The sequence below is a fragment of the Streptomyces roseirectus genome, from assembly GCF_014489635.1.
GTDB lineage: Bacteria > Actinomycetota > Actinomycetes > Streptomycetales > Streptomycetaceae > Streptomyces > Streptomyces roseirectus.
Genome location: NZ_CP060828.1, coordinates 8,057,611 through 8,080,964, shown reverse-complemented (window position 1 = coordinate 8,080,964; position 23,354 = coordinate 8,057,611). Strand labels below are relative to the sequence as shown.

Genomic DNA, 23,354 nt, shown 5'->3' with positions numbered 1-23,354 from the left:
CGGGGGTGGCGACGGCCCTCATGAGACGGCGACGGGCTGCTCGGCGGTGGCCGGGAGCCAGGTCGGCGGGCGCAACGCCGTCACGTGCGCGCCGCGCACCTCGGCGAAGTCGGCGCAGGAGGCGAGCAGGGCGCCGGCGGCCGCGCGCGGGTCGGTCTCCTTCGTGGCGTTCATCCAGGCGGCGACGAGCCCCGCGACCAGGGGCGTCGCGAAGGAGGTGCCGCTCCAGGCGGCGTACCCGTCGAACATCACCTGGTCGGGCTTCTCCGCCGGGTCGCTGAGGACGCCCGTGTGCTGCGGGGAGCGGCACGTGCAGGCGTAGCCGAAGCCGTAGCGGCAGGAGTCGTAGGTGGAGTGCTGGTAGACGTACGGCACGGGCGCCTCGAAGCCGGTGAGCGCGCTGACGAGGCGTTCGCCGGGGGCGTAGACCTTCACCCAGGGGCCGTGGTTGGTGAAGCAGGCGCCGAACGCGCCGTCGGTGCGCAGCGCGCCGACCGACAGGACGGCGTCGGCGTGGCCGGGCACGGCGGCGTACGCGGCGGGCCAGAACGGGGTGGCGCTGCCGTCGTTGCCGGCGGCGGCCACCAGGAGCGTGCGCTGCGTCTGGAGGGCGGTCATGAACGCCTCGACGCCGAGCAGGCCGTCGGTGCGGCCGTTGACGCTGCCCGCGGACAGGCTCAGGATGTCGGGCCAGCCGTCCTCGACGGCGTCGAACAGGCGCTCGCCGAACTCCGACTCCAGGATGGCGCCCGCGTCGTTGAGGGTGTTGCGCACGGTGACGTCCGTGTTGGGGGCGACGGCGGTGAGCAGACCCGCGATGAACGTGCCGTGCCCGGCGTACTGGCGCAGGATGCCCTGGCTGTCGGTCTCGCCGGCGAGGGCGTCACCCGTGACGTGGCTCATGCCGGGGCAGGCGCGGTAGTCGTGCGTGAGGCCGTTGTCGACGACCAGGACAGAGACGGCGCTGTCCGGGTCGTGCACGGCGTCGGCGGGTGCCGGGTTGGTGGCGGCGGAGCGCGGGGCGGGCACCGGCTCGTCGCCGGGGCAGGCGTTGGTGGCGATGTGGACGACGTGGTTGCGGCTGATCAGCCGGTGTCCCGCGCGGCCCTCGCGGGCGCCGAGCGCGCGCAGGGCGTGGGCGACGCTCTGGTCGTCCCCGCCCGCGCGTATGCCCTGGCCGGGGTCGCCGACCTGTATCCGGGTGATCCCGGACCGGTTGCGGTCGGGGCCGGCCCGGCGCACGTGGTCGGGGGTCAGGTCCGGTGCCTCCGTGAAGTGCGCGCGCACCGTGTCCTCGACGAGGCGCGCCTCCTCGCCGTCCCGCGCGAGGACGACGCCTTTCTCGTACACGAACTCCCCGAGATCGTCGGGCCCCATGGCGAGTGGCACGTCCGGCATCGAACGCTGGATGTGGTCGAACTGCTCCTGGAATCGCTGTGGCGCCATGGCTGTCCTCTTCCCCTGAGGCGATGGTCGTCAGTTCAGAGCCGCGAACGCGGCGGTTGATACAGGGTGAGGGACGGGAGCGGGTTCACGGAGCGCGGCGGGGGCGCGTTTCGCCGTGTGCGCCGGAGTGCGCGCCCGGGCGGTGGTGCGGGGTTTCGGCGGAAGCGCACCGACCGGTGTGGTGCGCTCCGCCGCCCGATACCATCCGTGGGGTGACAGCGGCACACGAACCGGTCCTCGAACTGCTGCCTCTGGTGTTCGCCGCCCCCCACGAGGCGTTGGCGCGCGCGGAGGAACTGCTCCGCGCCGATCCGCCGCCGCTGCACGCCTCCGTCGCCCATCAGGTGATCGGGATCTGGCAGCGGGACTGGGGCGACCTGCGGCTGGCCCTCAAACACCTGCGCCGCGCGTGCGTGCTGGCGGCCCGCGCGGACTCGGCGGACCGGGAGGCGGACATCCTGGGCACCCTGGGCGTCGCCCTGGTCCACGCGGGCCGCACCCGGCAGGGCCTGGCCGCGTTCGAGCGGGGCGTGGAGCGCGGTACGGGCCTCACGCGTGCGCGGGTGCTGTTCCGTCGGGCGTACTCGTGGGAAGTGCTGGGCCATCATCCGGAGGCACTGGAGGACCTGCGGCGCGCGGTGCCGGTGCTGCGTCAGGTCGGCGACACCATCTGGACGGCGCGCGCACTGAACCTGCGCGCGACGGTGCACCTGGCGCTCGGCGCGGTGGACCGGGCGGACGCCGACTACGCGGCGGCGCAGGCCCTGTGGGACACCACCGACCAGGAGCACGACAAGGCGGACGCCGTCGAGAGCCAGGGCATCGCCGCGTTCCGCTCCGGCGACATCCCGCGCGCGCTGAGCCTCCTGGACGACGCCGAGGAGCGGTACGCGAAGCTCGGCACCCCGGGGATCATGCTCAACATCCGGCGCTGCGAGGTCCTGATGGCGGCCGGCCTCGCCCCGGAGGCGCTGGCCGAGGCGGACGCGGCGATCGCCGTCCTGGACGGCATCCGGGGCCAGTCCACGCGCAAGGCGGAGCTGCTGCTGACGGCGGCGAAGGCGGCCCGCCTCGCGGGCGACACGGGCACGGCGATAGCGCGCGCGGCGGTCGCCGTGCGGCTGTTCGCGGCGCAGCGGCGCACCTGGTGGGAGACGCACGCCCAACTGGTGCTGATCGAGGCCCGGCTGACGGCGGGCCGGGGTTCGGGCCGGCTGGTCGCGGACGCCGCGAAAGTCGCCGGGAAGCTCGCCTCGTTCGGGGCGCCCGCCGCGCCGGAGGCGTGGCTGCTGGCGGGCCGTATCGCGCTCGGCCTGGACTGGACGGCCGACGCCGAGCGCTACCTCGCGCTGGCCGCCCGCAGCCGGCACAGCGGGCCTCCGCTGGCCCGGGTGACGGGCTGGGCGGCGCAGGCCCTGCGGGCGCGCGCGGCGGGCTCGGGGCGGGGCGTCCTGGAGGCGTGCCGGCGCGGTCTGGACGTCCTGGACGACCACCGGATGACGCTGGGCGCCTCCGAGCTGCGTGCCCGCGCGACGGCGCAGGGCGCCGAACTCGCCGCGCTGGCGCAGCAGGTGAGCCTGGAGCGGGGCGGGCCGCGGCAGTTGCTGCTGTGGAGCGAGCGCTGGCGGGCGACGGTGTTGTCCGCGCCGCCGACCAGGCCGCCCGCCGACGCGGCCCTCCTGAGCGGTCTGACGGCCTTCCGGGTCATCGCCGACCAGGCGGAGCAGGCCCGCATCTCCGGGCGCCCCCTGCCCGCCCTGGAGCGCGAGCAGCGGCGTCTGGAGCGCGAGATCCGCTCCCGGACCCTGCACATCCGGGGCGAGTCCCCCGAAGGCGGCCACCGCTTCGACGTGGTCCGGCTGCTGGATCGGCTCGACGGGGAACGGCTGGTCGAACTCGCCGTCCTGGACGGGCGCGTGCAGGTGCTGCTGTGCGGGGACGGCCGGGTGCGCCGGTTCACGGGCGGGCTGCTCGCGGACGCGGAGCGCGAGGCCGAGCACGTCCAGGCGGCGCTGCGCAGGCTCGCCCACCCCGGCGCGGAGAATCGGCTGCCGCTCGTCGAGGAGATGGGCCGCCGCCTCCAGGACCTGCTGCTCGGACCCGCCGCCGACCATCTCGGCGACGGCCCTGTGATCGTCGTGCCGCCCGCGCGCCTGCACCGGGTGCCCTGGGCACTGCTGCCCGCGCTGCGCGAGCGGGTGCTCAGCGTGTCGCCGTCGGCGAGCAGTTGGCTGCGGGCCAAGGAGACCCCGGCGCCGTCCGGCGGGCGGCACGTCCTGGTGCGCGGTCCCGGGCTCGCGACGGGCGGGGCCGAGGTCCCGGAGGTCGCCGGGCGGTACGGGCGTCCCGTGGTCCTGGAGCACGACGGCGCGCGTGTGCCGCGTGTGCTGGCCGAGCTGGACGGGGCGGCGCTCGCGCACATCGCCGCGCACGGCACGTTCCGCGCGGACAGCCCGCTGTTCTCCGCCCTGCGGATGGCCGACGGGCCGCTGATCGTGCACGACTTCGAACGCCTCGACCGCAGCCCCCACCGGATCATCCTCTCCAGCTGCGACACCGCCCGCCTCGCGTCCGTGGGCGCCGACGAACTCCTCGGCCTCGTCACCGCGTTGCTCCCCCTCGGCACGGCCGGCGTCCTCGCCAGCAGCGCGCCCGTCAACGACGCGGCCGTCGTCCCGCTGATGCTCGCGCTCCACAAGAGCCTCGCGGACGGGCGCTCGCTCGCGGAGGCCCTGCGGGACGCGCGCGGGGCGGTGCCGGGGGACGCGGTGCATCAGGCGACGGGGTGGGCGTTCACGGCGTTCGGGGCGGCGTGAGGGGGGCGTGAGGCTGCTGTGGTGCCGCGCGCGTGGTGTGTGTCTGACGACGCGTGTCCGGTGCGCTTCTGACACGCGTGGGGCGCGCGTGTGCGTCGGCCCTGACGCGCCGTCCACGGCCTTGCGCCTTCACGCCGGTTGGCCCACCAGCCACGGCAGGGCGTCGCGGTCGCTCGCTCCGAGGCGGGTGTAGGCGCTGTAGAGGTGGTTGCCGACCGTGCGGATCGACAGGGTGAGGCGTTCGGCGATCTGGCGGTTGCTGAGGCCCGCCGCGGCGAGGGTGACGATCTGGCGCTGGCGGGCGGTGAGTTCGTCGAGGGCGAGGCCGGTGGGGGCGGGGTGGGCAGCGCCCTGGCAGCGGCGGGCCAGGGCGACGGCACGCGTGCGTGCGGCGCGGGCGGCACGGGGGTCGCGGTGCAGGTGCGCGGCCTGGGTGCGGGCCTGGACCGCGTGCAGCAGGAACCCCCGTTCCTCCAGTTCCCGCGCGGCCTCGTCCAGCGCCGCCGCGTCGCCCTGCGCGAGCGCGCACGCGTGGAGCGCGAACACCCCGCCGGCGTCCCGCATCTCGTCGGGCCGCACCGCGCCGTCCTCGGCACGGGCCAGCTCCGCACGGCAGAAGGCGTCGCCGGGGGTGTGCCTCAGGCCCTCGCGCGCCCAGGACGCCGCCAGCCGCAGGTCGCCCCGCAACCGTGCGAACCGTGCGCGCACGCACGCGTGGACCGCAGCGACCGGCTCCCCCTCGGCGGCCAGCCACTCCCCCACGGGCGCGCGCGTGTCCCGCACGTCCGCCGCCGTCATCCGCCGGACCAGTTCGGCGGACTCCTCGGCGAGCGCCACGTCGTGCGGCTCGCGCTCCCCGGTCAGCCGAAGCGACCGCAGCCGGCCCGCGACGGCACGCAGGACGGGCCCGTGCAGCGGGTCGGCGAGGCGTACGCGCGTGTCCTCCCCGACCTCGATCAGCCCGTCGGCCTCAAGGCGCTCCAGGACACCCAGGTCGAGGCGGTGGGCCGGCATCGGAAGGGGCTCCGCGAACGCCAGCCGGTCAAGGGTCTCGCGCTCGGCGTCCGTGCGCGCGAGGACGGCGGCCGCGTGCTCCCTGACGGCCGCCGTGACCGGCACGGGACCCCGCCAGGCGTACTCGGCGCCCTCGGCCGGTACGAGCAGGCCCTGCTCGCGTACGGCGTCCGCCAGCTCCCTCAGGAGCCTCAGGTCGCCCCGGCACAGCCGGTGCAGCCGGTGCGCGGTGAGGGCGTCCAGCTCGACGCCCGTACCGGCCGCCAGGAGCCGCGCCGTCTCGTCGTGGGGCAGGGGGCCGAGGACGAGCCTCGGGAGGAGTTCGTCGGCCCACAGACGGGTGATCGCGGCCGGCGCGGGGGCGCCCTCGGCGGTGACGACCAGCAGGCGGGTGCGGCCCTGGACGGCGAGCTGGTGGACGAGGGCGGCGGAGGCGTCGTCCAGGAGGTGCGCGTCGTCCACGAGCAACAGGCGCACCGGGGCGAGGAGTTCGACCGCGCGGTGGAGCGTGACGTCCTCGGGGAGGAGGTGGGCGAAGGCGGCGAAGGGGAGCGCGCGGGTCTCGGGGGTGCCGGCGACGCGCGCGCACGCGGGTGGGGCGTCGGGGGTGTGCCGGGCGTGCGGGCGGGTGCCGGCGGGGGTCTCGTGGAGGGCGTCGGTGCTCTGCCGGGCGCGGGCGTCGGCGGGGGTCTCTCCGCGCGGGGCGGTCTCCCGGCCGTGTGGCTCGGCGGCGCGGCCGTACGGTCCGGTGGGTGCTCCCGAGCGGCCGCGCGCCCCGCGCGTACCGGCGCCGTGCGCTCCCTGGAGGCCGCCGCGCGCCGTCCGTCCGCGCGCCCCCCTCGGTGCTTCGCGCGCCGCCCCGGGGACGAGGTCCCTGACGGCCTCCGCCGCGAGGCGGGTGCGGCCGTGGCCGGGCGGACCGGTGAGGATCATGCCGGGGCGGGCGGCGGTCAACGCCTGGCGGATCAGGGTCAGTTCCTCCTCCCGGCCGGTGAACGGCCAGGGTGCGTCGAGGGACTTCGGGTCGCGTTCGAGAGTCGTCACGTCAACATGAGCGGGGGTACTCAGGTCTGATACACGGTGACTTGAGTAGCCCCCGACTCAGGCGCGGTGACCTTGGACCGGGCACTGTGGAACACATGACCGCCCGCTACTGCTCGCTCGTCCGGCAGCCGGAGCCCGGGTTCACCCCGGGTCTCGCCGCCGAACGGCTCGGTGCGCTCATGGGCGGCCGGCGGATGTGGGTCAACGGCACGGTCCTGCACTACTGCTTCTTCGACACCTGCGACCGGACCTCGCGCAGGCTCTCCTGGGCCGGCGCCGAGGCGCAGCGCGAGGTCGTGCGCGACTGCTTCCGCGAGTGGCAGGGGCTCGGCATCGGCGTGACGTTCACGGAGGTCACCGACCGGTCCGAGGCGGAGGTACGCATCGGGTTCCAGGACGGCAACGGCTCCTGGTCGGCCGTCGGGCGCGACGCCCTCCTCGCGGGCCTCCACGAGCGCACGATGAACTTCGGCTGGGACCTCACGGCCCCCGGCGAGCGCGCGACGGCCCTGCACCAGATCGGCCACGCGCTGGGCATGCAGCACGAGCACCAGAGCCCGTACGCCGGGATCCACTGGGACGAGGAGGCCGTGTACGCCGACCTCGCGGGCCCGCCGAACCACTGGAGCCGCGAGCGCACGTACCTCAACATCCTGCGCAAGCTGGACGCGGCCGAGGTCAACGGCACGGTGTGGGACCCGCAGTCGGTGATGGAGTACCCGTTCCCGGCGGGGCTGATCCTGGAGCCCGAGCAGTTCCGGCAGGGCGTGCATCCGCCGGGGGCGCTGTCCGCGCTGGACAAGGAGTTCGTGCAGCGCTGGTATCCGCCGCCGCCCGCGCGCCCGCCGGGCCCGCTCGTGCCGTTCCGGTCGGAGCCGCTGGTCCTCGGGCCGGGTGAGCAGGCGGACTTCACGCTGGAGCCGCCCGAGACCCGCGACTACCGGCTCGCCGTGTTCGGCGACTGCGACGCCGTCGTCGTCCTCTTCGAGGAGCGGGAGGGGGAGCCGCGCTTCCTCGCCGGGGACGACGACGGGGGCACACCGGGGAACGCGACCCTGCGGGCCCGGCTGGTGAAGGGGCGCCGGTACTTCGTGCGGCTGCGCCTCTACTCGGCCTGGGGGTCGGGGCAGACGGCGGTCATGTGCTGGTGACCGCCCACGAACCACAGTCCAGCGCCGGGGGAAAAGGCCGGGCCGTCCGCTCTCGGGGGAGGGCGGGCGGCCCGGCCGCACCGGCGGGGCCGGGGAACACGGGGGCCCAGTCGAACGGCGGGTCGGGGATCTCCTTGCGCAGGACGCTCGCGGGGAACCTCACGACGCTGCCCGGCTCTCGCGGGCCTCGTCCGGGTGGGTGAGGCCGAGGTGGTCGCGCAGGGTGGTGCCCTCGTAGTCGGCGCGGAAGACGCCCCGCTCCTGGAGGAGCGGGACCACCTTGTCGGCGAACTCGTCGAGTCCGCCGGGGGTGATGTGCGGGACGAGGATGAAGCCGTCGGCGGCGTCCGCCTGGACGTACTCGTCGATCGTGCGGGCGACGGTCTCGGGGGTGCCGACGAAGTTCTGCCGGTTGCCGGTCTCGATGACGAGGTCGCGGATCGACCACTTGTTGGCCTCGGCCAGCTCGCGCCACTCGCGGGCGGTGGCCAGCGGATCCCGGTACATCCTGACCTGGGCGCGGCCGCGCGAGATGTGCTCGGCGTCGACGTCCGGGTCGATCTCGGGCAGCGGGCCCTCGGGGTCGTACGCGGAGAGGTCGCGGTTCCAGACGAACTCCAGGTGCTTGAGCGCGGTGGCTCCGCTGACCTGCTGCCGGCGCACCTCCCTGGCGGTGTCGCGGGCCTCGTCCTCTGTGTCGCCGAGGACGAAGGTCGCGGCCGGCAGGATCAGCAACTGGTCGGCGCGGCGGCCGTACTTGGCGAGGCGGCTCTTGACGTCCGCGTAGAACGCCTGGCCCTGTTCCCGTTGCGCGTGCCTGCTGAAGATCGCGTCGGCCTCGGCGGCGGCGAACTCGCGGCCCTCCTCGGAGTCCCCGGCCTGGAAGATCACCGGCCGGCCCTGGGGGCTGCGCGGCACGTTGAACCGGCCGTGGATGTCGAAGTGCTTGCCGGTGTGGACGAAGGAGCCGGCTTTCGCGTCCCGCAGGAAGGCGCCGGTGGCCCGGTCGGCCAGGATCTCGTCGCCCTGCCAGGAGTCGAACAGTTCGTGGGCCGTGGTCAGGAACTCCCTGGCGCGGGAGTAGCGGTCCTCCTGCGGCAGGAAGCCGCCGCGCCGGAAGTTCTCCCCGGTGAACGCGTCCCACGAGGTGACCACGTTCCACGCGGCGCGGCCGTCGGAGAGGTGGTCGAGGCTCGCGAACTGCCGGGCCACCTCGTACGGTTCGTTGAACGTCGAGTTGATGGTGCCGGTCAGGCCGAGCCGTTCGGTGACGGCGGCGAGCGCGGCCAGGACGGTGAAGGTGTCGGGGCGGCCGACGACGTCCAGGTCGTAGATCGTGCCGCCCTGTTCGCGCAGCCTGAGCCCTTCGGCGAGGAACAGGAAGTCGAACTTGGCACGTTCGGCGGTCCTCGCGAAGTGGGTGAAGGAGCTGAACTCGATGTGGCTGCCCGCGCGGGGGTCGCTCCAGACGGTGGTGTTGTTGACGCCGGGGAAGTGGGCGGCGAGGTGGATCTGCTTCAGCGGCTTGCTCATCGTCGGTGTCTCCCTCGCGCTCAGGCGGCGTATCGGTTGGCGGGGCGGGTCAGGCCGAGGAGCCCGCGCAGGGTGTCGGCCTCGTACGCCGTGCGGAAGGCGCCGCGCCGTTGGAGTTCGGGGACCAGGCCCCGGCTGATCGCGGGCAGGTCGTGTCCGGCGACGGCGGGACGCAGCCGGAACCCGCTCAGGCCGGCCGTCTGGAACTCCTGGAGCAGGTCGGCGAGTTCGGCGGGGCTGCCGGCGAAGATCCGCGCGTCGCCGCTGTGGGGCTCGCCCGCGAGGTCGTCGAGCCGCGCCCGGCGCGCCCGTGCCTCGGCCGGGTCGTCGTCGAGGAAGACCAGCAGGTCGGCGAAGACGTGCAGCGGGTCGGCGCCGCGCCCCGCGGCCTCCTGTTCGGCGCGTATCTCCTGGACGATCGCCCGCGCCCGGTCGGTGTCGTGCGGGGTGACGAAGCCGACGTCCGCCGCGCGCGCCACCAGCCGGTAGGGCACCGTCGCGTGGGCGAGGGCCGCGACGAGGGGCTGGCCCTGGGGCGGGCGGGGGGTGATGGAGGGGCCCCTGACGCTGAAGCGGCGGCCCTCGAAGTCGATGTGGTGGAGTTTGTCGCGGTCGACGAAGCGGCCGGTGGCGGCGTCGCGGATCTCCGCGTCGTCCTCCCAGCTGTCCCACAGGCGGCGGACGGCTTCGACGTAGTCGGCGGCCTCGTCGAAGAGGTCGGTGATCAGGGCGCGGGTGGCGGGGTCGGTGTGGTCGTAGGACTCGATGCGCGGGAGGGTGCGCCGGCCGAAGTGCGCGGCCTCGTTCTGCCGGGCGGTGATCTGGACGCGCAGGCCCGCGCGGCCGGTGCTGACGTAGTCGAGGGTGGCGATGGCCTTGGAGATGTGGAACGGCTCGGTGTGGGTGGCGACGGTCGTCGGGACGAGGCCGATGTGCCGGGTGAGCGGGGCGACGCGGGAGGCGATCAGGACGGCGTCGAGGCGGCCTCGGACCTGGTCGGTGCGGTCGTCGGGGTCGAGGAGGCGGGAGGACTGGGGGCCCAGGCCGTCCTCGATGGTCACGAAGTCGAGCAGGCCGCGTTCGGCCTCGGTGACCAGGTCGGCCCAGTAGCCGGCGGTGAACAGGTCACGGGGGCGGGCGACTTGCTCGCGCCAGGAGGCGGGGTGCCAGCCGGTGCCGTCGAGGGCGACGGCGAGGTGGAGAGGTGCGGGGGACGAGGGAGACGAAGGGGACACGGGCGGAGTGCCTTCCTGGAGGTCCGTACGAGGGCGCCGGGCCCGCGCGGGAAGCGGGTGCGGCGGCGGGGGTGCGGGACGGTGTCAGCTACAGAGCGCGTGAAGGTGTTCGGCGTGGCGTATGTGGATGTCGGTCACTGCCGTCCTCCTTCTCTCTCGCTCCGTGCGGTCCGGTCGTGGCTCTCATCCGTCACAACGGGCCGGTCCTCGGCCGTGTTCCCGATTCCACGACATTTTTCGAACTTCTGTGCGAAATCGATTCTGCGGACTCGCCGAACTCAGCCGGCTCGACAAACTCGGCGGCGCGCCCGGTGGCCGGCCCCGCGGGGCTCCGCACCTCCACGATCCGCGACGTCCGCCGCAGCGTGAAGCCGATCGACTCGTACAGCCGGATCGCCCCCGTGTTGCCGGCGGCGGCGTGCAGGAACGGCGTGTCCCCGCGCGCGTGGATCCCGGCGGCGACCGCGCGCACGAGCCGGGTGGCGAGCCCCCTGCCCCGGTGGGCGGGGTCGGTGCAGACGGCGCTGATCTCGGTCCAGCCGGGCGGCCTGAGCCGTTCCCCGGCCAGCGCGATCAGCCGCCCCCGGTGCCGGATGCCGAGGTAGGTGCCGAGCAGGATCGTCCGTTTCAGGTAGGGCCCAGGACGGGTGCGGGCGACGAGGTCCAGGATCTCCGGGACGTCGTCCGGCCCGAGCCGCACCGCCTCGGGGTCGGGCTCGGTGCGCAGCGAGGTGTCGACGAGCTGGACCCCGAGCCCTTCCCGGATCACCTCCCAGCCGTCGGGGACGGCGTCGACGGGCTTGAGGCGTACGGCCGTCGCGGGCCCGACGAGGCGGTGCAGGTCGACCCAGGCGGCGGGGTCGGCCGGGTCGTCGAGGGCGGCGAAGGCGTAGACGTCGGCGGGGTAACGGGCGGCGCGGGCTGGTTCACCCAGCGCTCGCAGCCCGGCCCGGTCGGCGAGGTGGGCGTGGGGGCCGGTCAGGGCGGCCCAGACGGCGTTGTCGAGCGGGTGGGGCGCGGTGGCGGCCGGGGCTCTGCCTCCGTGGAGGTCGTCCGGGTGGGTCACGGAGGCGAAGTCCTTTCGTTCGGAGTGGTGTTGACGGTGTGTCAGGCGTTGGTGAGGGGCAGGCCGGGCGGGTTGATCTCGGACTTGGTGACGGCTTCGTTGGCGAGGTTCCAGGAGTCGAGCCACTGGGCGTACGCGCCGGTCTCGATCAGGTGGTTGATCGCGTCGGCGAGCGGCTTGACGAGGCCGCTGTCCTTCTTGACGGTCGCCGCGATCAGGCCCTGGAGGGTTTCGCCGGCGCCGGAGTAGGTGCCCGCGATGGCCGTGGGCGAGGGCGACTTGGCGCTCTGCGTGACGTGGTAGGACAGGCTCGGGTTCGGGCCGAGGTAGGCGTCGATCTTGCCGCTGTTCAGGGCGAGATAGGTGCTGTTGCTGTCCTGGAAGTACTTGATGGTGAGGTTCTTGCCCTCGGCCTTCAGTTTCTTCTGCCATTCCAGCAGCAGGCGTTCCTGGTTGGTGCCGGCGCCGACGGAGAAGGTCTTGCCCGCGAGGCTGCGGTAAGTGCCGTCGAACGTCCAAGAGTTGGACTTCAGCTTCTCGAAGCCGAGGTTGTCCTGCCGGTAGGAGGCGAAGTCGTACTTCCGCTTGCGTTCCTCGGTGTCGGTGATGTTCGAGAGGCCGACGTCGACCTTGCCGCTGTCGATGCCGACGAACAGGTTCTCCCAGGTGAACCGCCGGTATTCGGGCTTGAGTCCGAGGACCGCGGCGACCAGGCGGGCGAGGTCGGGCTCGGAGCCGGTGAGGGTCTTCTGGTCGTCGCCGACGTAGCCGAGCGGCGCGGTGCCGGACGGCAGGGAGCCGCTGCCGATGACGAGCGTGCCGCGTTCGCGGATCGCCGCGGGCACCTCGGCGCTGATCGACTTCACCTCGGAGACCTTCAACGTCCGTTCTTTCGCGGCCCCGTTGGAGACGCGGCCGATGGTGACGGAGCCCGCGGAGTCGGTGGCGGTGGCGGCCTCGCTGTCCCCGCCGCAGGCGGCGAGCCCGCCGGCGAGGGAGGCGACGGCGGCCGTCGCGGTGATGCCTCGGATCAGGGCACGTCGGGAGAGGGGCGCGGGCATGGCTGTCCTTGGGTCTCGTGGGTCAGGAAGGGGGGTCTCGTGGGTCAAGTGGGGTGGTGTCAGAGGACTTTGGCGAGGAAGTCGCGGGTCCGTTCGTGCCGCGGCTCGTCCAGTACCTGCTGCGGCGGGCCCTGTTCGACGATCCTTCCGCCGTCGAGGAACACGACGCGGTCGGCGACCTCGCGGGCGAAGCCGATCTCGTGCGTGACGATGAGGAGGGTGGTGCCGCTGGTCGCCAAGTCCTTGATGACGGCGAGGACTTCGCCGACCAGCTCGGGGTCGAGGGCGGAGGTCGGCTCGTCGAAGAGGATGACGCCGGGACGCAGCGCGAGGGCGCGGGCGATGGCGACGCGCTGCTGCTGGCCGCCGGACAACTGCCGTGGATAGGCGGCCGACTTGTCGGCGAGGCCGACACGGTCCAGGAGTTCGCGGGCGAGTTCCCGGGCCCCGGCCCTGTGCAGCCGTCCGGTGGCGACGGGGGCGGCGGCGACGTTGTCCAGGACGGTGAGGTGCGGGAAGAGGTTGAAGTTCTGGAAGACGAACCCGATCCCGGACCGCTGCGCGAGGATGGCCCGCTCGCTCAACTCCCGCAGCCGGTCGCCGTGTTCGCGTACGCCGATGAGTTCGCCGTTGACGCTGACGTAGCCGCGTTCGGGCTTCTCCAGGTGGTTGATGACGCGCAACAGCGTGGACTTGCCGGAGCCGGAGGGGCCGAGCAGCGCGGTGACCTCGCCGGGGCGCACGGTCAGGTCGATGCCGTCCAGGACCCGGTGGGTGCCGAACCACTTGTGGACGCCGTGGAGTTCGACGGCGGCGGGCGCAACAGCGGTGGCCGTGGCGGCGGTAGCGGTAGCGGTGGCGGTGCTCATACGGCGGCCTCCTTGCGCAGGCGCTCCCTGAACTGGCCGACGGAGGCGCGCAGTTGCTGGAACGGGGTGGGCGGCAGGGTGCGGGTGGCGCCGCGCGCGTAGTACCGCTCGACGTAGAACTGGGCGATCGAGACGAGGCTCGTGAGGATCAGGTACCAGACGGTGACGACCAGCAGCAGCGGGACGACGTCGCCGGGGTAGGTGGAGCCCATCGTCTGCGCGGCGCCGAAGAGGTCGAGGAGGGAGACGTAGAAGACCAGCGACGTCGACTTGACCAGCCCGATCAGCTGGTTGACGTAGTTGGGGACGATCGACCTGAGGGCCTGCGGGAAGACGATCCGGCGGAACTGGTACCCCTTGGGCAGGCCGAGCGCGGCGGCGGCCTCGTGCTGCCCCTGGTCGACGGAGAGGACCCCGCCCCGGACGACCTCGGCGGCGTACGCGGCCTCGTGGAGGCTGAGTCCGACGACGGCGATGACCATGTCGGTGGCGAGCCGCGACTCGTCGAAGCTGAAGAAGGCCGGGCCGAAGGGGACTCCGACGCTCAACGTCCGGTACAGGGCACTGAAGTTGTAGAGGAACAGCAGCACCACGATCAGCGGGATCGAACGGAACGCCCAGATGTAGACCCAGCTCACCGCCCGCAGCACCGGACTCTTCGAGAGCCGCGCGAGAGCCAGCAGGATGCCGCCGAGCAGGCCCGACACCGCACTCCAGGCGGTGACTTCGAGGGTGACCAGGAGTCCTTCGACGATGGCCGGGCGCAGGAACCAGTAGCCGAACCGGTCCCACTGGTAGAAGGGGTTGGTGATCAGGCCGTGGGCGAACTGGGCGGCCAGGACCAGGACGATCACGGTGGCGATCCAGCGTCCAGGACGGCGCAGCGGCTGAACTCGCTGCGCCGTGACGACTTTTGACGGCTCATCAGGTGGTGGTGCCGTGGCGAGGGACACGGCGCCCGGTGATTCGCTCATAAGGGGCTCCGGCGGAAGGCGGGCTCCCCGGGTCACAGGCGGCGGGCCGCGGGTGCACGGCTCCTCACGGAGCGGGCGCGGTCAACGGGCGCGTACGGGACCGGGGTTCGAGGGCTGCGGGCGGCGCACCGCGTGTGCGGTGGCCGGCGAGGGCGCTGCGGTCGGGGTCGGCTTCGAGGTCAGACCCGACAGCGGGCACGGCCCGGTGCGGTACACAGTGCGCTGCTGACGCGCAGGAGATCGACGGCGCGGTTCGCGACGAGGTGGCTGAGGTACGGGCGTACGCAGCCCGGGGAGCGGCGGGGCGCCGTCCTGGGAGCTGCGTACATGTCGTCCTCTGCTTCTGCTTCGGGCGGCGGCCGGGGCGGCCGTCGAGAAGGGGTGCGGCGCTGGATCGTCAGACCGTTCCGCGCCGCAGTCAAGCCCGTCGTCCGGACGCTTGTCAACGTCCGTCCGGGTTCCGGACCGGATCAGCGCTGGTGGGTCCGGTTTTCCTCGGTCGCGTACGCGGCCCAGTCCAGGATCTGGACAGCCGAGCCGGCGGCTTCGAGGCCCTGGCAGCGGGCCCGGTGGCGGCGGTCGATGCCGTCGAGGTCGAGGTGCGCGCCGAACGCCGGGTGGGCGGTGAGGCGGCGGGCGCGGGCCCACAGGGCGTGGTGGGCGGCGATCCGCTGGACGGCGGCGGCGTCGAGGTGATGGCGGTGCACGGTGTCGAGCTGGACGAGGGTGACCCACAGGTCGACGTCGGCAGCGGTGAGCTGACCTTCCGCCATATGGACGTCGTCGTCGAGCTGTTGCTCCAGGCCGCCGAGCGCGTCGAGGAGGCCGTCGAGGGCGTCGGCTCGCTCGCGCTCCGACGCCTGTGCGTCGCCCGCGAGTTGGGCGGCGTGCTCGGCCCGGCGGCAGAGGCGTTCCACCGTCTCGATCCGCGCCTCGGTGCCGCACGGGTACAGCGACGGACGGCCGCCGCCGAAGCGGCGGGCCAGGTCGCGGGCGATGTCGGGGCCGTGGGTGGAGACGATGCGGCCGGACCAGTCGTCGCTGAGCACGGGCGCGAGGGCCGGGCCCCGGTAGCGGTGCGCGCTCGCCTCGTACAGCGGGCGCAGGCTCGCGTGTCCGCCGTCGGGACAGTCGGGGACGGCGGGCAGGAAGGTGAGCGGACACGCCGTGTCGAGGCCGAGGAGGCTGTGGGTGACGGCGATGCGCAGGCCGTCGGGGTCGGCGGTGGACAGGTGGAGGCGGTAGCGGCGCGGCACGGCGTAGTGGCCGCTGCGGGCGTCGCCGCCGATGCGGCCCCGGAAGGCGGGGGCCGGGCGGTCGTACGCGTGGGCGGTCAGCGGTGTTGCGGTCATGGTTCTCCCCGGGGGCGAGCGCGCGGGGGCGTACGCGCGGCGGCGGTTGCGGCGGCTGAGGGGTGTGCGGGAAGGGGGGTGTGGACCTGCGGGGTCAGCGTTGTGCGCTGCACACGCGCAGCAGGTCGATGTGGCGGCGGGAGGTGAGGAGGGGCGACGACCAGGCCGTGCGGCTCGTGCGGCTGACGGTCGGTTCCAGGCGCCCCATGATTCCCTACCTGTTCACTAGGATTCCCGGTTCGAGTGTCGATCGAGGGTTCCGGGGCGTCAAGGGGGTGTCCGGGGATTGAGCCGTGGCGCTCTCCTCATGGCCGGCACGAGGGCCACTGCACCTAAGGCGGCCAAGTCCACTGCGCGCAAGGCGAGTTCGAAGTCGGCGACCCACGAGTCCGCCTGACCTGGCCCGCTCCACAGCCCGAGTCCGCGCGGGCTCTCTCCCCAGGGCGCGGGGACGACGGAAACGAGGCACCGCGGCACCCCGGACGTCACGCCGAGCCGCCGTCCCCCAAGGGACATCCCTGACGCCCCTCCCCCGTTCCCGGGACCCCGATCCCACCTCGCTCCCGGACCCGCTCCTCACGCCCCGGCCCCACCCCGGTCCCAGGCCGGCCCGGCGCGATGCGGGGCCGTGACAGGGCCGGGGACTCACGCCGTCGGGACGTCGGGCGGGGGACCTTGAGTGAGCGAGGTTCCGAGAGGGGCGCTCTCGGAGGGAGCTTCCGGAAGGTGGTGGGTCACATGTCATACAGCACTGAAACCCCGGCCACCGGCGAGACGGCTCCGCTTCTCCCGGAACCCGTGCACACCGACCAGCCGGACCGGACGGGGCGCTCCGTGCGAGCTGCCCGCGACGCCGGCCGCCGACGGGGGCGCCGTAGGGGTGCGGCGCGGCGGCGGCCGGTGGGGGTGCCCGCCGGTCCGGCCTCCCAGCCCCGCCCGCACGAGGTGGAACCGGCCCGCCCGGCCGCCTCGTGCGGAGCGTGGGCGCCTCGTCACCGTCAGTGGAACATCACACACCACTGCCCGCGCGACCCCTCCCACGGCCGTCCGAACCACGAAGGACCCGTCATGCCCTTCCCGCCTCCCACCACCCACGGCCTCACCACCACGGACGGCCCGGGACCGGCGCGCAGCTGGACCGTCGCCACCGCGAAGCCCGTCAGCTACCGGGTCCGGTTCGCCCCCGGCGTCCTGGACCCCCGCAACCCCGCCCTCGCCCATGCCGGCCTCCCGGAGGGCGAGAGCACGCCGGCCCGACGGCTGCTGGTCGTCGAGGAGCACGTGGACCTGCTGTACGGCGACGCGCTGCGCGCCTACTGCGAGGCGGCGCGTCACGCGTCATACAGCATCCACGTCCTGCCCGCGCACGAGCGACTGAAGACGATGGACTCGGTGTACTCCGTGGTCGACGCGATGGACCGCTTCGGCCTCGACCGGCGCCGCGAGCCGGTCGTGGCCGTCGGCGGCGGGGTGCTGCTGGACATCGTCGGCCTCGCGTGCAGCCTGTACCGGCGCAGCACCCCGTACGTCCGGGTCCCGACCACCCTGATCGGGCTGGTGGACGCCGGTGTCGGCGCGAAGACCGGCGTCAACTTCGGCGGCGGCAAGAACCGCCTCGGGACGTACCACCCGGCCGTCGAGACGCTGCTCGACCCGGCGTTCCTCGCGACGCTGGACGAGCGGCACATCGGCAACGGGCTCGCCGAGATCCTGAAGATCGCCCTGATCAAGGACCGTGACCTGTTCGACCTGCTGGAGAGCAGCGGCGAGCGCCTGCTGGCCGGCCGTTTCCAGACGGCGGGCCCGCTGCGGACCACGGCACATCACGTACTGGCCCGCGCGGTGCACGGGATGCTCGAAGAACTCCACGACAACCTGTGGGAGCACCGGCTGGAGCGGGTCGTCGACTACGGCCACACCTTCAGTCCGACGCTGGAGATGCGCGCCCTGCCCGCGCTGCTGCACGGCGAGGCGGTCAACCTCGACATGGCGTTGACCACCGTGATCGCCCGTGGCCGCGGCCTCATGACGGACCGTCAGTGCACGCGTGTACTCGACACGATGCGCGCGCTGCGCCTGCCGGTCCACCACCCCCTGATGGAGCCGGAGTTGCTTGGCTCCGCCCTCGCGGACACCGTCCGTCACCGCGATGGCATGCAGCGCCTGCCGCTGCCGGTCGGCATCGGTGACGCGGTGTTCGTGAACGACCTGACGGATCGTGAGATCACCGGCGCGGCCGAGAAGTTGGCGCGCGCCGCGAAGGAGGTGCGGTCCCATGCGTGACGCACTCGTGGTGGCCGACGTCCACTCGCCCGCCGTGGTGCACGGCGTGCACGACTCGGACGGGATCTCCCGCTGGACCTGCCTGGCGCGGCGGACCGGCCTGTACGGCGGCTGGGAGGCCGTCGAGTGGGCCTGGCTGCCGCCCGGCGGGGTCAGCGGGGAGCATCTGCACTCCCGTACCGAGGAGTTGTACTTCCTGCTGCGCGGCCGGGGCGAGATCCACCTCGACGGCACGGCGCACCGGGTGCGCGCCGGGGACGCCGTCCTCACCGGGATCGGCTCCCGGCACGCGCTGCACAACACGGGGCAACGGCCGCTGTCCTGGCTGGTGGTGGAGTTGCCCGCCGTCTTCCCCCGGCCCCGCCGGCCCCTGGAGCAGGAGACTTCCGTGAACAGCATCGTCGTCCGCGATCTGCGTGCCCACGGCCCGCTGGACGCCCAGAGCGTCCTCACCGGGCCGCTGCGCACCATCCACGTCCAGGACCTTCCGCCGCACGCGGGCGTGGAGTTCGCGGCGCGCGGCACCGAGCACACCGTGTTCGTGCTGAGCGGCACGGGCACCGCCCGCACCGCCGACCGCGAGGTCGCCCTCGCCTCGGGGACCGCGCTGACCCTGCCGCTGGGCGGGGCGGTGCGGCTGTGGGCCGGCGACGGCGGCCTGGAGTTCTTCCACGCGGTGCTGGACGTGCCGCTGCCGACGGAACAACGCGCCGCTTGACACCCGACTCACGTCGCAGGAAAGGGAGTTGGCCGTGATCGTCCACAACGGGCCGCTGAGCGCCGTCCTGTTCGGGCCCGGCGAGGAGCGGGCGGCCGTCCGCTGTCTCGCCCGGCGGGGGATGCTGCACAGCGAGTGCGAGGCGTTCGACGAGGTCGAACTGGCCCCCGGCACCCGCTGGGAGCCGGCCGGCCGGGGCGGCACCGAGACCGTCTGGTACGTGCTGGGCGGGACGGTGCACGCCGACCGGCGCCCCGTCCCGCTCACCGCGGGCGGCCTCGTCCTCGCCCCGCACGGCGGCGCCGCCACCCTCACCGCGGGCCGGCACGGCGCCCGGCTGCTGTGCCTGACGCTCGGCCCCGCCGCCGTCACCCGGGCCCTGCCGCCCCGCACCCCCAGCACCGCCCGCGCCTCCCTCAAGGAGCCGTCATGACCACCGTCCCCGGCGTCGGCGCCGTCCACCACGTCGCCTACACCGTGCCCGACCTCGACCAGGCCGTCGCCTTCTTCACCGACGCGCTCGGCGCCCAACTCGCCTACCGCACCGGCCCGGTCGAGGACGCGGCCGGCCTGTGGATGCTGCGCCAGCTCGGCGTCCACCGCAGCGCCGTCGCCCACATCGCGATGCTGCGCCTCGGCCCGGTCACCAACGTCGAGCTGTTCGAGTACGCCTCCCCCGACCAGCGCCGCGTCTACCCCCGCAACAGCGACTGGGGCGGTCACCATCTCGCCCTGGGCACCGAGGACTTGGACGCGTCGCTGGCCCATCTCACCGCGTACGACGGGGTGGTTGCCCTCGGTGAGCCGCAGACCGTCGCCGAAGGGCCCATCGCCGGCGTCCGGTTCATCTACCTGCGCACCCCCTTCGGCCTCCATCTGGAGCTGTCCGAGATCCCCGAGCGCCTGCCGTTCCACGACGAGACGCCGGTCCGCCTCTACGACCCGCCGAGGGCCGCGTCATGACCGGCGTCTGGGGTCCAGGATCGCCGCCGGTCGTCACGCGGGAGCAGGACGTGTACGAGGCCGACGTCCTCGTCCTCGGCTCGGGCGCCGGAGGCGCGACGACCGCGTGGGCGCTGGCCTCGACCGGCGCGCGCGTACTCGTCGTCGAGCGGGGCGACTTCCTGCCCCGCGAGCCCGAGAACCGTTCCCCGGAGGCCGTGTTCGTCGGCCACCGCTACCACAACACCGGCATCTGGCACACGGCCGACGGCCGCCCCTTCACCTCCGGCGGGTTCTACGGCGTCGGCGGCACCACCAAGGTCTACGGCGCCGCCCTGCCCCGGCTGCGCGCGAGCGACTTCCGGACGGTCGAACACCTTCAAGGCACCTCGCCCGCCTGGCCGTTCACCTACGGCGACCTGGAGCCGTACTACGCGGAGGCCGAACACCTCTACCGCGTCCACGGCGCCGACAGCACCGACCCGAGCGGCCCGCCCCGCAGCGGCCCCTACCCCTGGCCGCCGGTGCCGCACGAGCCGGTCATCGCCGCCCTCGCCGACCGGCTCACGGCACAGGGCCTGCACCCCCACCCCGTCGAACTCGGCGTCGACCTGGCGCCCGAGGGGGCGTGTGAACGCTGTGCCACCTGCGACGCCTTCCCCTGCCAGGTCGGCGCCAAGAGCGACGCCGAGACGCGCGCCCTGCGGCCCGCGCTGCGCACCCCGACGGTCCGCCTCCTCACCCGCACCCGCGCCGTCCGGCTGCGCACGGACCCCGGCGGGCGGCGGATCACCTCCGTCGACGCCGTGCGGGACGGGCGGGCGGTCCAACTCCGGGCCGGAACCGTGGTGGTGTCGTGCGGGGCCGTCAACTCGGCTGTCCTGCTGCTGCGTTCGGGTGGCGCCGCGCACCCCGACGGGCTCGCGAACGGCAGCGGGCTGGTCGGGCGCAACCTCATGCTGCACAACAACTCCGTGCTGATGGCGGTCGATCCGCGCCGCCGCAACCCGGTGACCTTCCAGAAGACGCTCGCCGTCAACGACTTCTACCTGCCGGGCGGCCCGCAGGGTCAACACCCGCTGGGAACACTCCAGTTGATGGGCAAGGTGTACGGGGCGACGCTCGCCGCCGCGCATCCCCGGCTGCCCCGGCGGCTGCTCGGAGCGCTGGCCTCGCGCAGCGTCGACTGGTGGGTGATGTCGGAGGACCTGCCCGATCCGGACAACCGCGTCCTGCCGGGGCCCGGCGCCGACGACGTCACCATCCGCTGGCGCCCCACCAACACCCGCGCCCACCACAAACTCGTCCGCGCCGCCGCGTCGATGATGCGCCGGGCCGGCTATCCCCTCGTGTTCTCACGCCGGTTGGGCGTCGAGGCGACCGGCCACCAGTGCGGCACGACCGTCGCCGGCACCGATCCCGCGCGGTCCGTCCTCGACCCGTACTGCCGCAGCCACGAGGTGGCGAACCTCTTCGTCGTCGACGGCGGGTTCTTCCCGTCGTCCGCGGCGGTCAACCCGACGCTGACGATCGCCGCGCAGGCGTTGCGGGTGGTGCGGGAGGGAGGGGTGTTGCCGTGAAGGAGCGTCGGGGTGGGGCGCGCGATGCGTGATGCGTGATGTGCCGCCTGGCCCGGCAACGGTGCGTAATGCGTGATGTACCACCCGGCCCCGCAGCGGCGCGTGATGCGTCATGTACCACACCGCCCCGCGAAAGCACGTGATGCGTGATGCAGCACTTCACCCAGCGGAAGGCCCCCTGCGTAATACAGCACTCCCCCACGACGGAGATGCGTGACGCGTGATGTATTACGCAGCCCCGACAGCCACCCCATCCCCCACCATCCCCCCACATCCCCCACACCCCAAGATGCGTGACATGTGATATATCGCCCCCTCTCGGGAGACCCGCCATGCACACCGCCACCGCCGCCGTCGTCCGCGCCCACGGCGCCCCCTTCGCCCTGGAGGAGGTCCGTGTCGACGATCCTCGTCCCGACGAGGTCCTGGTCCGCGTGCAGGCCGCCGGGATCTGTCACACCGACCTGAGCGTCCGCGCCGGGCACACCCCGTTCCCCGTCCCGGCGGTGCTGGGGCACGAGGGGATGGGGACGGTGGAGGCGGTGGGCGCGGGGGTCACGTCGGTGGTGCCCGGCGACAGCGTCGTCCTGAGCTTCGCGTCGTGCGGCCGGTGTCCGGCGTGCCTGACCGGGCGTCCGGTGCGGTGCGCGCACTGGCCGGCGCTGAACCTGTTCGGCGGGGGCAGGCTGGACGGGAGCGCGACGGTGTTCGGGACGGGCCGGCACGCCGGTTCGGTGCTGCACGGCCACTTCTTCGGGCAGTCGTCGTTCTCGACGCTCGCGCTGACCGGTGAGCGCAATGTCGTGCCGGTGCCGGCGGGGCTGCCGCCGGAGGTGCTGGCGCCGCTGGGGTGCGGGGTGCAGACGGGGGCGGGGTCGGTGCTGAACGTGCTGCGCCCGGAGGCGGGGCACACGCTCGTGGTGCACGGCGTCGGGTCGGTGGGGCTGGCCGCGGTGATGGCGACGCGGCTGACCCCGGCGACGCGGGTGATCGCCGTCGATCCGGATCCGCGCCGGCTGGCGCTCGCGCGCCGGCTCGGGGCGACCGACACCGTCAACCCGGACGAGGACGACCCCCTGACGGCCGTCCGGGACCTCACCGGCGGGCGCGGGGCGGAGCGGGCGCTGGAGACGAGCGGGGTGCCGAGGGTGCTGCGGCAGGCGGTGGACGGGCTGGCGGTGAGCGGCGTGTGCGGGGTGGTCGGGGCGCCGCCGGCCGGGACGGAGGCGGCGTTCGACGTCCCGACCATGCTGGACCGGGGGCCTCGGGTGGTCGGCGTCAACCAGGGCGACGTGGTGCCCCGGGTGTTCGTGCCGGCGTTGGTGGAGCTGTACCTGGCGGGGCGGCTGCCGGTGGACGCGCTCGTGTCGGTGTTCCCGTTCGAGGCGATCGAGGAGGCGGGGGCGGCGGCGGTGCGGGGGGAGGCGGTGAAGCCGGTGCTGCTGATGCCGTGAGGTGTGATGCGTGATGCATGACATGTGATGTGTGACGCGTGATGTGTCACAGGTGATGCGTGAGGTACCGGATGAAAATATGCCGAACCACCCCCGAAGGGATTACCTTTCGAGAGTGAACGAGGATGCCGCTCCGCCCGCGGACCGGTCCGTGCTGCGGGCGCTTGTCGTCGAGGACCATCCACTGTTCCGCAGCGGGCTGAGGTCGGCGCTGGAGAGCCTGGGCGAGGTGGTGGTCGTGGCGGAGGCGGAGACCGTCGCGCAGGTGCCGGAGGCGGTGGCCGCGCACCTCCCGGACGTCGTGATCATGGACCTGGGGCTGCCCGACGGTTCCGGCATCTCCGCGATCCGCTCGCTGGCCGAGGAGCACCCCGGGCTGCCCGTGCTGACCCTGACCATGTCCGACGACGAGGGCGACCTGCTGGCCGCCCTCCAGGCGGGCGCGCGCGGGTACATCGTCAAGGGCGCCGCCGCCGAGGAGGTCCTGCACGCCGTGCGGACGGTCGCGGCGGGCGGCGCGGTGTTCGGGGCGGGGGTGGCGGCGCGGCTCAGCACGCTGGTCGCGGGCTCGCGGCGGCGGGACGCCGAGCAGTTGTTCCCGGCGCTCACCACGCGCGAGTGCGAGGTGCTGGGACTCATCGCGCGCGGGTTCGACAACCGCAGGATCGCCCGGGAGCTCGTCCTGTCGGAGAAGACCGTCCGCAACCACGTCACGCACATCTTCGAGAAGCTGCACGTCGCCACGCGCGCGGAGGCCGTCGCCCGCGCGCGGGACGCCGGCCTCGGCGAGGAACGGTAGCGGGTCGGGACCTGTGC

The 23,354-nt window shown here is 73.8% G+C and carries 19 protein-coding genes; 9 read left to right on the top strand and 10 right to left on the bottom strand.

Going from position 1 to position 23,354, the window contains the following annotated elements:
- Nucleotides 1–18: 18 nt before the first annotated feature.
- Nucleotides 19–1,446, bottom strand: a complete 1,428-nt coding sequence (locus tag IAG44_RS34925; RefSeq protein ID WP_187751066.1) for a S8/S53 family peptidase — start codon at nt 1,444–1,446, stop codon at nt 19–21.
- A gap of 212 nt (nt 1,447–1,658) precedes the next feature.
- Here IAG44_RS34925 and IAG44_RS34920 point away from each other — a divergent pair, with 212 nt between their 5' ends.
- The gene (locus IAG44_RS34920) at nt 1,659–4,262 is read left to right on the top strand and encodes a CHAT domain-containing protein (RefSeq protein ID WP_187751065.1); all 2,604 of its coding nucleotides are present in this window, start codon (nt 1,659–1,661) and stop codon (nt 4,260–4,262) included.
- 129 nt (nt 4,263–4,391) lie between these two features.
- On the opposite strand, the gene IAG44_RS34915 is transcribed toward IAG44_RS34920, so the two are convergent.
- Complete coding sequence (locus IAG44_RS34915) at nt 4,392–6,320, bottom strand: helix-turn-helix transcriptional regulator (RefSeq protein ID WP_246562267.1); 1,929 nt, start codon at nt 6,318–6,320, stop codon at nt 4,392–4,394.
- Between the two features lie 95 nt (nt 6,321–6,415).
- Here IAG44_RS34915 and absR1 point away from each other — a divergent pair, with 95 nt between their 5' ends.
- Nucleotides 6,416–7,471, top strand: a complete 1,056-nt coding sequence (gene absR1, locus IAG44_RS34910) for a beta-glucuronidase AbsR1 (protein WP_187751064.1) — start codon at nt 6,416–6,418, stop codon at nt 7,469–7,471.
- 159 nt (nt 7,472–7,630) lie between these two features.
- Here the strand turns inward: absR1 and IAG44_RS34905 are convergent, their stop codons facing one another.
- The 8 genes from IAG44_RS34905 to IAG44_RS44590 all read right to left on the bottom strand — a co-directional run bounded on the left by IAG44_RS34905 (nt 7,631) and on the right by IAG44_RS44590 (nt 15,769).
- Nucleotides 7,631–9,004 (bottom strand): NtaA/DmoA family FMN-dependent monooxygenase, encoded by a 1,374-nt coding sequence (locus tag IAG44_RS34905; RefSeq protein ID WP_187751063.1) that lies wholly within the window; start codon nt 9,002–9,004, stop codon nt 7,631–7,633.
- A 20-nt stretch (nt 9,005–9,024) separates the two neighbouring features.
- Nucleotides 9,025–10,239, bottom strand: coding sequence for an LLM class flavin-dependent oxidoreductase (locus IAG44_RS34900; RefSeq protein WP_187751062.1), 1,215 nt, complete (start codon nt 10,237–10,239; stop codon nt 9,025–9,027).
- A 190-nt stretch (nt 10,240–10,429) separates the two neighbouring features.
- On the bottom strand, nt 10,430–11,305 hold the full coding sequence (locus IAG44_RS34895; RefSeq protein ID WP_187751061.1) for a GNAT family N-acetyltransferase: 876 nt from the start codon (nt 11,303–11,305) through the stop codon (nt 10,430–10,432).
- A gap of 41 nt (nt 11,306–11,346) precedes the next feature.
- Nucleotides 11,347–12,366 carry an ABC transporter substrate-binding protein gene (locus tag IAG44_RS34890; protein ID WP_187751060.1) on the bottom strand — a complete coding sequence of 340 codons (1,020 nt, stop codon included), beginning with the start codon at nt 12,364–12,366 and terminating at the stop codon, nt 11,347–11,349.
- 59 nt (nt 12,367–12,425) lie between these two features.
- Entirely contained in the window at nt 12,426–13,235 is an 810-nt protein-coding gene (locus IAG44_RS34885; RefSeq protein WP_187751059.1) for an amino acid ABC transporter ATP-binding protein, read from the bottom strand.
- Nucleotides 13,232–14,209, bottom strand: a complete 978-nt coding sequence (locus tag IAG44_RS34880; RefSeq protein WP_187751058.1) for an amino acid ABC transporter permease — start codon at nt 14,207–14,209, stop codon at nt 13,232–13,234. The genes IAG44_RS34885 and IAG44_RS34880 overlap by 4 nt, the downstream gene beginning before the upstream one ends.
- Before the next feature lie 470 nt (nt 14,210–14,679).
- A complete protein-coding gene (locus IAG44_RS34875; RefSeq protein WP_187751057.1) occupies nt 14,680–15,561 on the bottom strand; it encodes a glutathione S-transferase C-terminal domain-containing protein in 882 nt (293 codons plus the stop codon).
- A 94-nt stretch (nt 15,562–15,655) separates the two neighbouring features.
- Nucleotides 15,656–15,769, bottom strand: a complete 114-nt coding sequence (locus IAG44_RS44590; RefSeq protein WP_319061084.1) for a putative leader peptide — start codon at nt 15,767–15,769, stop codon at nt 15,656–15,658.
- Nucleotides 15,770–16,629: 860 nt separating this feature from the next.
- Here IAG44_RS44590 and IAG44_RS34870 point away from each other — a divergent pair.
- From IAG44_RS34870 to IAG44_RS34840, 7 genes are all read left to right on the top strand, one after another.
- Complete coding sequence (locus IAG44_RS34870) at nt 16,630–17,844, top strand: sedoheptulose 7-phosphate cyclase (RefSeq protein ID WP_187751056.1); 1,215 nt, start codon at nt 16,630–16,632, stop codon at nt 17,842–17,844.
- Nucleotides 17,837–18,562 (top strand): cupin domain-containing protein, encoded by a 726-nt coding sequence (locus IAG44_RS34865; RefSeq protein ID WP_187751055.1) that lies wholly within the window; start codon nt 17,837–17,839, stop codon nt 18,560–18,562. Before IAG44_RS34870 ends, IAG44_RS34865 begins: the two co-directional genes overlap by 8 nt.
- Nucleotides 18,563–18,596: 34 nt before the next feature.
- Nucleotides 18,597–18,995 carry a cupin domain-containing protein gene (locus IAG44_RS34860; RefSeq protein WP_187751054.1) on the top strand — a complete coding sequence of 133 codons (399 nt, stop codon included), beginning with the start codon at nt 18,597–18,599 and terminating at the stop codon, nt 18,993–18,995.
- Nucleotides 18,992–19,525: a VOC family protein gene (locus tag IAG44_RS34855; RefSeq protein WP_187751053.1), complete on the top strand. Its 534-nt coding sequence runs from the start codon at nt 18,992–18,994 to the stop codon at nt 19,523–19,525. The genes IAG44_RS34860 and IAG44_RS34855 overlap by 4 nt, the downstream gene beginning before the upstream one ends.
- The gene (locus IAG44_RS34850; protein WP_187751052.1) at nt 19,522–21,084 is read left to right on the top strand and encodes an FAD-dependent oxidoreductase; all 1,563 of its coding nucleotides are present in this window, start codon (nt 19,522–19,524) and stop codon (nt 21,082–21,084) included. The genes IAG44_RS34855 and IAG44_RS34850 overlap by 4 nt, the downstream gene beginning before the upstream one ends.
- A gap of 332 nt (nt 21,085–21,416) precedes the next feature.
- Complete coding sequence (locus IAG44_RS34845) at nt 21,417–22,538, top strand: NAD(P)-dependent alcohol dehydrogenase (RefSeq protein ID WP_187751051.1); 1,122 nt, start codon at nt 21,417–21,419, stop codon at nt 22,536–22,538.
- A 115-nt stretch (nt 22,539–22,653) separates the two neighbouring features.
- The gene (locus IAG44_RS34840; RefSeq protein ID WP_246562266.1) at nt 22,654–23,337 is read left to right on the top strand and encodes a response regulator transcription factor; all 684 of its coding nucleotides are present in this window, start codon (nt 22,654–22,656) and stop codon (nt 23,335–23,337) included.
- Nucleotides 23,338–23,354 lie beyond the last annotated feature (17 nt).